Source organism: Paracoccus sp. (in: a-proteobacteria), from assembly GCF_032007265.1.
In the GTDB taxonomy this organism is placed as follows: domain Bacteria; phylum Pseudomonadota; class Alphaproteobacteria; order Rhodobacterales; family Rhodobacteraceae; genus Paracoccus.
On the sequence record NZ_DALZMB010000107.1, the window covers coordinates 1 to 12469 of the forward strand.

Here is a 12469-nt window from a genome sequence, read left to right on the forward strand (position 1 = left end):
AAAGGGGGGCCCCCAGCCGCGAGCATAGTCACCGGTTGCAGGGTTCTCGACCTTAATGACCCTGGGACCAAGTTCAGCCAGGATCAGGCCGGCATAAGGCGCGGCGACTGAATGTCCCAGTTCGAGAACGGTAAGACCGTGAAGCGGTGAGGAATTCGCGGAAATCATTTTATCAAATTTCTCCATTTTGGCTGTGCTGCCCGGCGCTAAAGATATTCCTCGGCCAGAGCGGCACCCTTGATCTCTTCTGTCGGGCCAGAGCGGCGAATTTGGCCCGAGCGCATCACATGGCCGTATTGAGCTATTTTCAGCGCTGGACGTGCCATCTGCTCGGTCATCAGTACGGCAATCCCCTCTTGCTGCATCTGACGTACGGCGGTGGAAATCTGCTGGATCCAGACGGGGGCGAGGCCAAGGAAGGGTTCATCAAGCAACAACAGACGCGGCGCTCCGCACATGGCACGGGCTATCGCTACAAGCTGTTGTTGTCCCCCAGACAGTTCGCCCGCAGGCTGGTTTTGACGTTCTGCCAGAAAAGGAAAAGACGCGACTAAAAGGTCCCAACGCTCCCCGTGATGGCGCGAGCCAAGGCCCGGGGCGCCCGCCAAAACATTGTCTTTCACCGTCATCGATGGGAAAACCCGTCGCCCTTCTGGTGAATAGCCAATTCCACAGCGCGCGCGAGCATCACTGGACATGGAAGATATATCACGTCCGTCAAACTCGATGCGTCCACGCAAGTTCTTGACAAGCCCAATGACAGCATTGATCAGGCTGGATTTTCCCGCGCCGTTCGCGCCGATCAGCAACACGGTTTGACCCGACGCGACATCGAGGTCGATGCCGTCAACCGCGCGGGTACCGCCGTAGGCGACGTGCAAATCACGGATGCGTAGCATTCGCAGCCTCCTTTAGCTCGACACCTTCAGCGTTTCCTATGCCGCCAAGATCGTTGCTACCGATGTCATCATCGTCATCGCCGCGGCCCAAATAGGCATCGATGACCTCTTTATGGGACAGCACTTCTGATGGGGCCCCCTCGGCAATCAACTTGCCGCCGTCCATAACGATGACTGATCCGCAGAGTCGCTTAATCAGGTCCATGTCATGCTCGACCAGTAGGACGCCACAATTGAACTCGGCCTGGGCAAAGGTGATGTAGTCGTCGATATTGCTACGCTCGGATTTCTCGAGGCCTGCTGCCGGTTCATCAAGCAGCAGCATGCGTGGCTCGGTTGCGAGGGCCATTGTCAGCCCAAGCATCTTTTGCAGACCGTAAGGCAGAACTTCGGCATTGCGGCGCCAGTTCTCGATCAGCCCAAAGCGGTCCAACAGATGCGCAAGCCGCTCCAGTACGTTACGTTCCCTTCCTGAAAAGCGAAGGGCCGACAGCAAATTGTCCTCGACGGTTTGGCCAGCGAATGTCGCAGTTTGCTGAAAGCTACGCACCAGCCCTTTTGCTGCATTGGCTGCGACCGGCTGGCTGTCAACGCGACGCTCACCCAGCATTACTCGCCCCGAACTTGGCGGAAGACGCCCCGAAATGATGTTGATCATCGTGGTTTTGCCCGCGCCATTAGGCCCGATCACCCCCAAAAGGCCACCCGGGGGCACCTCAAAGCTGACATCATGAAAGACCTTGAGCCCACCGAAGGCCTTGGTGATACTTTCAACCCGCAAAGTATCACCCGTTTTCGCATGTTGTTGGGCCATTATCCCTCTCCCTGTGCACACATGCGCTTGTCCTTAACCGCACTGCGACGGGCAGCCAGGCAGTCATTCAGACGCTGGCCAAGCGTACCAACCATCCCAATGACCCCGCCTTTTGCCAAAAGCGTCATGACGATGATGAGAAGCCCATACAGCCCCGGTGACAGTTCCCCGCGCAGAGCAAAGAAATCCGTAGCCGGGATCAACAGCGCGGCCCCCACCAAAGTGCCTAGGATCGAGCCTTTTCCGCCCACGATCGTATAAGTGATATAGGTGACCGACGACATCGGCGCGAAAGAGGTGGGATGAGCGGTCATCAGCATATTGACCAGTGCAAAACCCGCGAGGCCTGAAACTCCTGCAGCAACAGCAAAGGCCATGGCCTTGTATTTCCAGCAAGCCAGACCCAAGCTTTCCGCTAGGACGTCGTTCTTTTCGATCGCCGCGAACTCGTAGCGAAATTGACGGGTGAAGACGGCCGTGATCAGAAAGCCCGCCAGCGCCAATCCAGCCGTGGTCAAAAGGACATGGGAATTATCCCACAGCTCGAAACCAAAGAAACGCGGTGCGGGCATGCCCACCAGCCCATTCGCCCCCCCCGGTCAAAGGCGAGGCCTCAAATAGCAACAACTGGACAATTTCGGTCAGGACGAAGGTCACTAGAACGAAGTAAACTCCTTTCAGTCGCAAGATCAGCCAACCCAGCGGGATGGCGCAAAGCGCCGAGGCAATAAAGGCCGCAATAGCTAATGTGATGACATCGGTGACGCCTGCACGGATACTGAGCAAGGCCACGGTATAGCCTCCGATCGCCATAAAGGACGGAACAGCAAAGCTCATCAAATCCATGCGCAGCATGATATACACGCCCAAAGCTGCCGTTGCTGCGATCAAGATCAGGTTGGTTTGGGACATGATCCGCGGGTTGTCTGTAACAAAAGGTACAGCAAACATGGCCACAACAATGGCAAGTGTGAGCCATTCTAGCAGCCCGAAGAAAGGTGTGCGGCGCTTCATCAAACGAGAGATGATTGCGTTGGGACTTGTGTTTAGGATTGTGACTGTGCTGGTCATGCGCGCCGGACCTCTTTGCCCATCAACCCCTGCGGGCGGATCACAAGAATGACCAAAACCAGAACAAAAAGCGTCAGGGCCCCCTTCGAGCCGCCCAGATAAACGGCGGCATAGGCCTCGATCAGGCCGACCGTGAAGGCCGCAATCGTCGCACCGCTTACGCTTCCCAACCCACCCAAGATAACCGTGAGGAAGGAAAAGGCTAGCACAGGGTCCCCTACATGGGGCGCTAGGGCCAGAATGGGTGTCACCAAAGCGCCGGTCAGCCCGGCAAGTCCGGTTGCAAGCGCAAAGGCAAAGGGGAACAGCAACTTGGTGCGCATGCCTAACGCACTGGCGACCGAGCGATCTTCAGCCATGGCCCGCAGCGAACGCCCGACATTGGTACGGTAGACGAGCCAAAAGACAAAAGCGATTGCCGCCAGGCAGACCCCCAGCACGACCATATTGGCCAAAGGAATATATACCCCGCCAATACGCCAGACCCCTGTAATGGGAAACGAGAACTCGGGTGATTCCGCGCCAAAGATCATCAGGATCACCGTGGCCAGGACCAGATAGAAGCCCATCGTCACCATCAGTGTCGCCTGATGGTCGTCGATCACCCGCTCCAGCAAAAGCGCCTCGAACAGCCAGCCCAGTACAAAGGTACCAGCAAGAGCGATCAGCAATGCCAAGGCATAGGGCAGTCCCAGTACGACCGAGCAGTAATATGCAATATAACCGCCTAGGACATAAAATCCCCCATGCGCGAAGTTAACGACACCTAGGATGCCAAAGATCAGCGTGAATCCGAGTGCCAGCAGGGTATATTGGGACCCGAGGCTGATCCCGATCAGCCCCGTCGAAATGAAAGTATCCATGGTTCCTCCAGGGCTCAGCTTTCGCTGACGGCCTCAGCGCGAATATAGGGCTGCGCCTCTCCGCCTTGGATCACACCGATGGCGAAGGGATAGGACATCTCTTGGTTGATGCCAAAAAACTTCTGTCCGATCCAATGACCCGCACCGATGTTCTCATCTTCAACCGGCAGGCCGCGCATCGCATCAGCGATTTTCTGTGCATCATCGACCGACTGCGCCGCCTGAGCTGCCTTAACCATCATGCGCGAGGCAAAGACCCAACGAAAGAAATCAGCATTTTCTGGCCGGGGTTTCCCCATCAGTTTGAGGTGCTTGTCCTCAAGCGCGCGGATGCCATCATCCATGGAGATGGGCTCATACCACAGAAAGTCCTGCAAAATGTTATTGCCGCCAGCGACACGCGCGATTTCTTCGGTACCTGGCCCGCCCAAACGGAAAATCGGCCCAGTAAAGCCCGCCTGTCGCAGCTGCTTGACAATAATGCCCGCATCGCCTGCCGGAGAGGATGCCAAATCCACAGCCCCAGGGCTCGCTCCCATCAACCGGGTAACGATCGGCGCGAAGTTCGTGGTGCCCCGCTGGTAATATTCCTCGGTGACGTCGATACCCTTTGCCTTAAAGACCTCTGCATTGACACCCGCAACATCAGTCCCTCCCTGATCATTGGGGGCGACGATCGCAACGGTTTTGAATTTGTAAAGCTCTAGCCCGCGATCAATGATCGGGCCGGCCCAGCCGGAAGGCCCCGGACCGATGTGAAAGACGTTTGGCCATTGCGGACCAATGGAATCCTTGGCGAAGCTATTCACCATCGAGACCATGCGGTTGCGCGCTGCAACAGGCTTCATGCCGGTCACCTCCGGCGAGCCAACCGGACCGACGATCACTTTGACCCCCTCGGCCGCCAGTGAGTTCATCGCCGATGCCGCGCCCTCGGCCGTGTACTTCGAGTCGATCGCAACAACCGATACCGTGCAGGTTTCGCCATTCACGACAAGACGCTGTTCCTCCATGGTTTCCTTAGCCACGAACTCTAGCGCTCCGCGTAATGCGAGACCCCATTGCGCCGCCGGACCGGACAGAACTGCAGGCGCGCCGATTTTGAGTTCGCAAGCCAAACCAGAGCCGCTCAGCGCGACGGATGCAAGCAAGGCGCCACCAAGCAGGCGGCTAAAGTGCGGTACCATATTCTCTCCTCCCGATATGATCGAAACGCAGGCGGTTCCTACCCCTGCAGCGCCGCATCTCCTCCCGCGGGACCGCATCCTCCTGTCGTTAGGAGACAGAATAACACGCCGCCTTCACCTGTCAATAAATCGTTTCATTGAATGCTTCACCCAACCACATCCTCCAAAGGCATGATCAGATTTTACAATATTGCAATAATATCATATAATTACATGACTTACGTTAAAGAAATTATTGATACGCGCCTTCCTCGTAGGATTAATTTCGAAAGAATCTAGAAAATATATGAATCGTTCCATTCACTAAGCAATGAACAGATCATACAACCAAACCTCGCCACTTCTCCGCAGTTGAAGCCGGGCGCGCTTCAAATAGCCTCCCCCTTGCCCAAGACCGCCCAGCGAATGAATCGTTGACAGAAATACGGCCTGCACGCTTTAAGTATTTTAAAAGTATGCAAACGGGAGGGGATGCCGATGCACGACGGAACCGACACGAGGGACGGTAGTCATGCCGGCTGGGCAAATGCGATCACGGCATTATCTCAAGGAATTCTCAGGGTCGAAAAGGTGTTGGCAGGCCTGTTGATTGGCCTGCTTCTGGCGTTGATCTTGATGAATGTGGTCACACGCTTCGTACGCCTGCCGATCTATTGGGTCGATGAGGCCTCGATCTTTACCATGGTATGGCTGGGCTTTATCGGCGCATCCGTGATGACGCGGTTGCGCATCGACTTTGCCGTCACCCTGCTGGCTGAACATCTGTCTGCCAAATCCGTTCGGGTCATGCGTGCAGTGGCCACGGCGATCTCTTTGGCCTTTGCCTTGGGCTTCATTGTCATCTGCTGGAATTGGTTGGATCCGATCGGGATCGCCTCTCATGGCTTTGACGCCAAAAGCTATGCCGCAGACACATTCAACTTTCTTTACACCGAGCGCAGCCAGACGCTGGAATGGCCCACCTGGATCATCACGCTGATCTTGCCGATCTTTGCGCTGACGCTGACCATTCACACAGCCGCCAACTTGCTTGAGGACATCGGCATTGCCGCCAAGCGCGTTCAGATCCCGCTGACCACCGCCGAGGAGGCTGCCTGATGTTTTCCTTTATCTCCTTCGCAGTGCTGATGATGATCGGGTTGCCCATCTCGATCGTTCTTTGCCTGACCGCACTGGCCTATATCTGGCAAAGCGACAATGCGGTGCTTCTGGCCTCATTTCCCACACAGATGTTCTCGGGGCTCGACAGCTATGGGCTGATCGCGATCCCGTTGTTCATTCTGATCGGCGAGATCATGAACGGTGGCGGCATCACGCGCCGGATCATCGATATGGCCATGGCCTTTGTCGGGGCACTTAAGGGTGGGTTGGCCTATGTCAATCTGGTCGCCAATATGTTTGTTGCGTCGATCCTGGGCTCGGCTGCGGCACAGGTCGCGCTGATGTCGCAGATGGTTGTCCCCGAAATGGAGCGTGCAGGCTATGACAAGACCTTCGCCGCTGGCCTGACAGCCTATGCAGGCATGCTGGGACCGATCATCCCCCCTTCGATCATGTTCGTGGTCTATAGCGTGATGGCTCAGGTGCCCGTTGGCACCATGCTGGCTGCGGGGATCATTCCGGGCGTGATGCTGTCGGTTGCCTTTTGCATCATCATCGCGCTGATGGGCTATATCTACAACTATCCGCGCGGAACCAAGCTGCCGATACGCACTCGGGTGATGATCACCTTGCGCGCGCTGCCGACGCTGTTCATTCCGCTGGTCATCGTCGGCTCGATCCTGACGGGCCTTGCCAATCCGACCGAGGCCGCTGCCATGGGGGTGGTCGCCGCAATCGTCATTGGCTGTCTGGTGACCCGCGACCTGAAGCTGCGTCAATTGCCGGGAATGTTCGTCAAGGCTGGCGTGCTTTCTGCCGGCATCCTGTTCCTGATCGCGGCGGCTGCGGTTTTCTCATGGGTGCTGGTCTATGGTATGGTGCCCCAGCGGGTCGCCGAATGGGTTCAGACGGTTGCCCATGACCCGATCACCTTCATGTTGCTTGTTAATGTCATCTTGCTGGTGATCGGCACTGTGATTGACGGCGCCCCCGGGCTGATCATGACCGTCCCGATCCTGCTGCCCATCGCAACCGAGGTTTATGGCATCGACCCCGTCCATTTCGGTGTGGTCGCCGTGATCAACCTTGTCTTGGGCTTCTTGTCCCCCCCCGTCGGCTTGAACTTCTTTGTCGCGGCCGCCGTCACCGGGGCCAAGCCTGGCAAGATGTTCATAGTCACGCTGCCCTTTTTCTTCATCAGCTGCATCATCTTGGTGCTGCTCTCGATCTTCCCCAGCCTTTCGACCTTCTTTTCGTAATCAAAACGCTCACTGACAGGGAAATATCATGACGATCTCGCGCCGTAACTTTATCACCACCGCCACATTGGGTGCGGGCTTTGCCCTTAGCGCACCGACGCTTTTGCGCGCTCAGGGCGCCAAGGTCTATCGCCTTGGCATCACCACCCCGCCCGGCCACCCCTGGAACCTTGCCGCTGAAAGCATGGGCAAACGCCTGTCTGAAGAAACCGATGGCCGCCTTTCGGTTCAGGTCTTCCCCTCGAACCAACTGGGCAATGAGGCGGCAATGCTGCAGCAGATGCAATCGGGCGCGCTGGACATGGGCTGGATCATGACCGCCGAGCTGGGATCGCGCATCCCCCAAGTCGCGGCGATCAACGCCCCCTGGCTGGTCCCCACCACCGAGAAGGTCGCGGCACTTGTGCGCAGCCCAGCGGCCATGGGCCTGCTGGATGTCCTGCCCGCCGAGACTGGCACCATTGGCCTTGGCTATGGCATCACCACCTTGCGCGTGGTCTTTACCGGCAAAGAGACCTCGGGGATCGATGATATCCGTGGCATGAAGCTGCGTATCAATACCACGCCCGCCTATCGCGACTTCTATCAGCTGCTGGGCGCGGCCCCGACACCGATCCCGACGCCTCAGGTCTTTGACGCGATGTCGAACGGTCAAGTCGACGGGCTAGAGGCCGACCTCGACCTGTCTTGGAACCAGCGCTATGACAAAGTCTCCAAGACGATGCTGCGTTTGAATGCGCTGTTCATGCCTTGCGTCGCGCTGGTATCGGGTCGCAGCTGGAAAAACGTGCCCGAAGCCGACCGCGAGCTGATCACACGGCTCGTGCGGGAAGAGCTGGACAAGCAAATCGACGGCACAGTCGCCAATGAGGCCGTGCTGCTGCAAAACTTCCGTGACAGCGGCATCAAGGTCGTGGATGTGAACATGGACAACACCGCCGAGATCATCAAAGCCTATGATGAAATCTGGCTGCCCAAAGCCCCTGCTTTGGCCGAACTGCGCGAAGTTGCAAAATCGCTCTAATCCTCTGGGTCTTTGGCCCTCTGGGTCTTTCGCTCACGCGCGGCCCATGGGGCGCGCGTGATCTAAGGGGCGGTGACGCTGCGCCTTGCCCTCGGTAAGCGCGGCGTTTGCCACATTCCTATGGGCAGTCAGATAACGGATGCAGATCGCCTCGGGCGCAACCTTCGCCCGAAAGGCACCACTTTGCGGCCCCAGCTAAGGGCGCGGCCTGAATGCGCCGCCTAAGCGCTTGCCCCAGTTCATCGAACCGGCAACCCACAAGACGAGCGCCCGAAATGATCACCCGAAAAATGGCAACCCGCACAAGGGCGGATTGCCGGTCAAATTTTTACATCGAGGCTTCAAACAGCGCGCGCGTGTTTTCGCGCGTCATCTCGACCGGGTTGCCACCGCAGCTTGGATCCTCCAGCGCCATTTCAGTCAGCTCGTCCAGTCGTGCGGCCTCGACGCCCATTGCGCTCAGATTGGCGGGGATCGCCAATTCGCTGCGCAGCTCCATCACGCGGGCGCGGAAGCCGTCAAAGCCGCCCTTGATGCCCAGATAATCCGCCGCGCGGCTAAGACGCTCTTCGATCGCGGGGCGGTTGAAATCCAGAACCATCGGCATGACCACAGCATTGGTGGTGCCGTGATGGGTGCCATAGACCGCGCCGATCGGATGGCTAAGGCTATGGATTGCGCCTAGCCCCTTTTGAAAGGCTGTCGCGCCCATCGCGGCTGCGCTCATCATCTGGGCGCGTGCCTCCAGATCCCCCGGGGTGGCATAGGCGCGGGGCAGATATTCATTCACAAGCCGCATCCCCTCAAGCGCGATACCCTGCGACATCGGGTGGTAATGGGGCGAGCAATAGGCCTCGAGGCAATGGGCGAAAGCGTCCATGCCGGTTCCGGCGGTGATGAATTTCGGCATACCCACGGTCAGCTCCGGGTCACAGATCGTGACGGCAGGCATCAGCTTGGGGTGAAAAATGATCTTTTTCTTATGGGTCTGAGAATTGGTCAAAACCCCGGCACGACCAACTTCAGATCCCGTGCCTGCCGTAGTGGGCACGGCGATGATGGGGGCGATCTTGCTGGCATCGGCGCGGGTCCACCAATCGCCAATATCTTCCAGATCCCAGACAGACAAGTTCTGTCCGGCCATCAGCGCGATCATCTTGCCCAGATCCAGCGCCGAGCCACCGCCAAAACAGATGACCCCATCATGGTTTCCGGCCTTATAGGCGGCAATGCCCGCCTCCATATTGCCTTCATGGGGGTTGGGATCGACATCGGAAAAGACCGCGCGCCCAAGGCCGCCCGCCTCAAGCACATCCAATGCGGCGGCGGTGATGGGCAGGCTGGCCAGCGCCTTGTCGGTCACCAAAAGCGGGCGTCTCATGCCCACGGATTTGGCATGTTCGGCCAGTTCGCTGATGCGCCCTGCCCCGAATTTAATCGCGGTCGGATAGGACCAGTTCGCGCGAAGCGTCATTTCGTCACCTTCTTAAGATGGTAGGATTTGGGCCGTGTCAGGGCCAGATAACCAAGGCTCGACAATGCTGCGCCGCGCCCGGTGTCTTTGCACCCGGTCCAGCACAGCGCCGGATCCAGATAATCACAACGGTTCATAAAGACCGTGCCGGTTTCCAACTGACTGCCGATGTCGGCGGCGGCATCAGTGTCGCGCGTCCAGATCGAGGCCGTCAGCCCGTAATCGCAATCATTCATCAGGGCGATGGCTTCGGCGTCATCGCGAACCTTCATAATGCCAACGACCGGGCCAAAGCTTTCCTCGCGCATGATGCGCATGTCATGGCTGACATCGACCAGAACCTGAGGCGCCAGATAGGCACCGCCATCATCTGCCGGGAAATGGGCGGGGTCGATCAGCGCCTTGGCACCCGCGGCCACAGCTTCGGCGATCTGGCTGCGCACCAGCTCTGCAAACCGGCGATGCGCCATCGGCCCCATGGTCGTCTCGGGATCGTGCGGATTACCCAGCTTTTGGCCATTGACCCAAGCCACGGCCTTTTCGACGAATTGGTCATACAGGCTTTCATGGACATAGATCCGTTCAATCCCGCAGCAACATTGCCCCGAGTTGAACATGGCCCCATCCATCAACCCATCAACCGCCGCATCCAGATCGGCATCCGCGCGCACATAGCCCGGATCCTTGCCGCCAAGCTCTAGCCCGGTGGCGGTGAATGTGCCCGCCGCCGCGCGCTCGATCGCGCGCCCGCCGGCCACCGATCCGGTGAAGTTCACAAAACCAAAGCTGCGCGCAGCAATCAGTGCCTCGGTCGTGTCATGGTCCAAGACGACATTCTGGATCACATCTCCCGGAACCCCGCCCTGACGAAGCGCCTCGGCCAGACGCTCGCCCGACAACAGGGTCTGGCTGGCATGTTTCAAGATGACGGCATTCCCGGCCACAAGTGCGGGGACGACGGTATTGACCGCCGTCAGGAAAGGATAGTTCCAGGGCGCGATCACAAAGACCACCCCAACCGGTTCGCGCCGGATTTCACGTTGGAAACGGTCGCTTTCCTCGGCGATGGTCGGTGCCAGCGCTTCTGCGGCGATCTTTATCATATGGCCCGCGCGTTCGTTCACGCCGCCAAACTCGCCGCCATAGCGTATGGGGCGGCCCATCTGATCGGCCAGCTCGGGTATGACCGCGTCTTTCATCGCATTCAGCGCATCCAGCCCGGCCTGCACTTTGGCGATGCGCTCGGCCAGCGGCAGGGCCGCCCAAGCAGGCTGGGCGGCGCGGGCGCGGGCAACGGCGGCCTTTGCCTCGTCAAGCGACAGCACCGGTTTTTCGACAAGTACCTCACCATCCACAGGCGAGATCAATTTGGTGGTCTTGGTCATTTGATCCTCATGACACCGGCATGTCCGGCAATTTCAGGCGCGCTCAAACCCGCGGGAGATTTCCCAATCGGTGACGACGCGGTTATGTTCCTGCACCTCCCATTCGGCGGCGCGTGTGTAGTGATCGACGACATCATCGCCCATGGTGCGGCGCAGCATGGCCGAGCCTGACAGCTCGTTCAGCGCTTCGGGCAAGGTCGTGGGGATCTGGCGCGCGGATTGCGCGGCATAGGCGTCGCCGGTAAAGGCGGGCTCTAGCTCCAGCTTGCGCTCGATCCCGTCCAGCCCTGCCGCCAAAAGCGATGCACAAGCCAAATAGGGGTTCAAATCCGAGCCCCCGATGCGGCATTCCACCCGCACGCCCTTGGTGTCCTCGCCGCAGACGCGAAACCCGGCCGTGCGGTTGTCGATTGACCAGATCGCCTTGGTCGGCGCGAAAAGCCCGGTCACGAAGCGTTTGTAACTATTGACGAATGGGGCAAGAAAACAGGTCAGCTCGCGCGCATGGGTCAATTGGCCCGCCATGTAATGACGCATCAAATCCGACATGCCATGTGGGGCACTGGGATCGTGAAAGACGTTCTTGCCGTTTTGAAACAGCGATTGATGCACATGGCTGGAAGAGCCCGCATGATTGTGGGAATATTTCGCCATGAACGTGGCCGATTGCCCGTGCAGATGCGCAATTTCCTTGGTCGCGGCCTTGACCAGCGCATGCATATCGCCGGTATCCAGCGCATCGGAATATTTCACGTTGATTTCGTGCTGGCCCGCATCGGCCTCGCCCTTAGAGTTTTCGACCGGAACACCCGCCCCAAAAAGCCCATTGCGCAGATCGCGCATCACGGGTTCATCGGCAAATGTGCTGGTCAGCGCGTAATCGACATTGTGACGCGCAGTCGGCACCAAAGCGCGGTAGCCCTGGTCGAAATGTTCCTTATAGGTCTTGGCGAACAGGTAGAATTCCAGCTCGGTGGCCATCATCGGCTCGAAACCCATGGCGCGCGCCCGCTCGATCTGGCGGCGCAAGACGCTGCGCGGCGCATGAGGGACCAGTTCATGGGTCTTGTGATCCAACACATCCACCATGCAAAACGCGGTCGATGGGATCCATGGCAAGCGGCGCAATGTCGACAGATCAGGCTTCATGACATAATCGCCGTAGCCCGCGCTCCAGTTCGTCGCGCGGTAGCCCTGCACCGTGTTCATATCCAGGTCGGTCGCAAGCAGATAGTTGCAGCAATGGGTTTCATCTGGGTTTTCGATGAAATGCTGGGCATGGAAGCGCTTGCCCATCAAGCGGCCCTGCATATCGACAAGGGCCACGGTAACTGTGTCGATCTCGCCCCGCGCAACCGCGTCTTTCAGGGCTTCAAAGGTAAGATTGGCAGG

13 protein-coding genes are annotated in these 12469 nt (G+C 58.3%); 3 read left to right on the top strand and 10 right to left on the bottom strand.

Features of this window, described 5'->3' with window-relative positions; translation table 11 throughout:
* The 7 genes from RTS12_RS17195 to RTS12_RS17225 form a co-directional block, all read right to left on the bottom strand.
* Nucleotides 1-186 (bottom strand): CoA transferase (locus RTS12_RS17195; RefSeq protein ID WP_312530694.1); only part of this gene is annotated, 186 nt, incomplete at its 3' end.
* Between the two features lie 20 nt (nt 187-206).
* On the bottom strand, nt 207-899 hold the full coding sequence (locus RTS12_RS17200) for an ABC transporter ATP-binding protein (protein ID WP_312530695.1): 693 nt from the start codon (nt 897-899) through the stop codon (nt 207-209).
* Nucleotides 883-1713 (bottom strand): ABC transporter ATP-binding protein, encoded by an 831-nt coding sequence (locus RTS12_RS17205; RefSeq protein WP_312530696.1) that lies wholly within the window; start codon nt 1711-1713, stop codon nt 883-885. The genes RTS12_RS17200 and RTS12_RS17205 overlap by 17 nt, the downstream gene beginning before the upstream one ends.
* Nucleotides 1713-2285 carry a branched-chain amino acid ABC transporter permease gene (locus tag RTS12_RS17210; protein ID WP_312530698.1) on the bottom strand — a complete coding sequence of 191 codons (573 nt, stop codon included), beginning with the start codon at nt 2283-2285 and terminating at the stop codon, nt 1713-1715. The genes RTS12_RS17205 and RTS12_RS17210 overlap by 1 nt, the downstream gene beginning before the upstream one ends.
* Entirely contained in the window at nt 2245-2784 is a 540-nt protein-coding gene (locus RTS12_RS17215) for an ABC transporter permease subunit (RefSeq protein ID WP_312530700.1), read from the bottom strand. The genes RTS12_RS17210 and RTS12_RS17215 overlap by 41 nt, the downstream gene beginning before the upstream one ends.
* Nucleotides 2781-3647: a branched-chain amino acid ABC transporter permease gene (locus RTS12_RS17220; RefSeq protein WP_312530701.1), complete on the bottom strand. Its 867-nt coding sequence runs from the start codon at nt 3645-3647 to the stop codon at nt 2781-2783. Before RTS12_RS17220 ends, RTS12_RS17215 begins: the two co-directional genes overlap by 4 nt.
* Nucleotides 3648-3661: 14 nt before the next feature.
* Complete coding sequence (locus RTS12_RS17225; RefSeq protein ID WP_312530702.1) at nt 3662-4834, bottom strand: ABC transporter substrate-binding protein; 1173 nt, start codon at nt 4832-4834, stop codon at nt 3662-3664.
* 477 nt (nt 4835-5311) lie between these two features.
* On the opposite strand from RTS12_RS17225, the gene RTS12_RS17230 reads away from it, so the two are divergent.
* The 3 genes from RTS12_RS17230 to RTS12_RS17240 are packed head-to-tail and all read left to right on the top strand — an operon-like array spanning nt 5312 to nt 8218.
* Nucleotides 5312-5932 carry a TRAP transporter small permease gene (locus RTS12_RS17230; protein WP_312530704.1) on the top strand — a complete coding sequence of 207 codons (621 nt, stop codon included), beginning with the start codon at nt 5312-5314 and terminating at the stop codon, nt 5930-5932.
* Entirely contained in the window at nt 5932-7194 is a 1263-nt protein-coding gene (locus RTS12_RS17235) for a TRAP transporter large permease (RefSeq protein WP_312530706.1), read from the top strand. The genes RTS12_RS17230 and RTS12_RS17235 overlap by 1 nt, the downstream gene beginning before the upstream one ends.
* A 28-nt stretch (nt 7195-7222) precedes the next feature.
* Nucleotides 7223-8218, top strand: a complete 996-nt coding sequence (locus RTS12_RS17240; RefSeq protein ID WP_312530707.1) for a TRAP transporter substrate-binding protein — start codon at nt 7223-7225, stop codon at nt 8216-8218.
* Nucleotides 8219-8546: 328 nt separating this feature from the next.
* On the opposite strand, the gene RTS12_RS17245 is transcribed toward RTS12_RS17240, so the two are convergent.
* From RTS12_RS17245 to RTS12_RS17255, 3 genes are all read right to left on the bottom strand, one after another.
* Nucleotides 8547-9692, bottom strand: a complete 1146-nt coding sequence (locus RTS12_RS17245) for an iron-containing alcohol dehydrogenase (RefSeq protein WP_312530709.1) — start codon at nt 9690-9692, stop codon at nt 8547-8549.
* A complete protein-coding gene (locus RTS12_RS17250) occupies nt 9689-11077 on the bottom strand; it encodes an aldehyde dehydrogenase family protein (RefSeq protein ID WP_312530711.1) in 1389 nt (462 codons plus the stop codon). Before RTS12_RS17250 ends, RTS12_RS17245 begins: the two co-directional genes overlap by 4 nt.
* A gap of 33 nt (nt 11078-11110) precedes the next feature.
* On the bottom strand, nt 11111-12469 hold a 1359-nt coding region (locus RTS12_RS17255), incomplete at its 5' end, for a glutamine synthetase family protein (protein ID WP_312530713.1).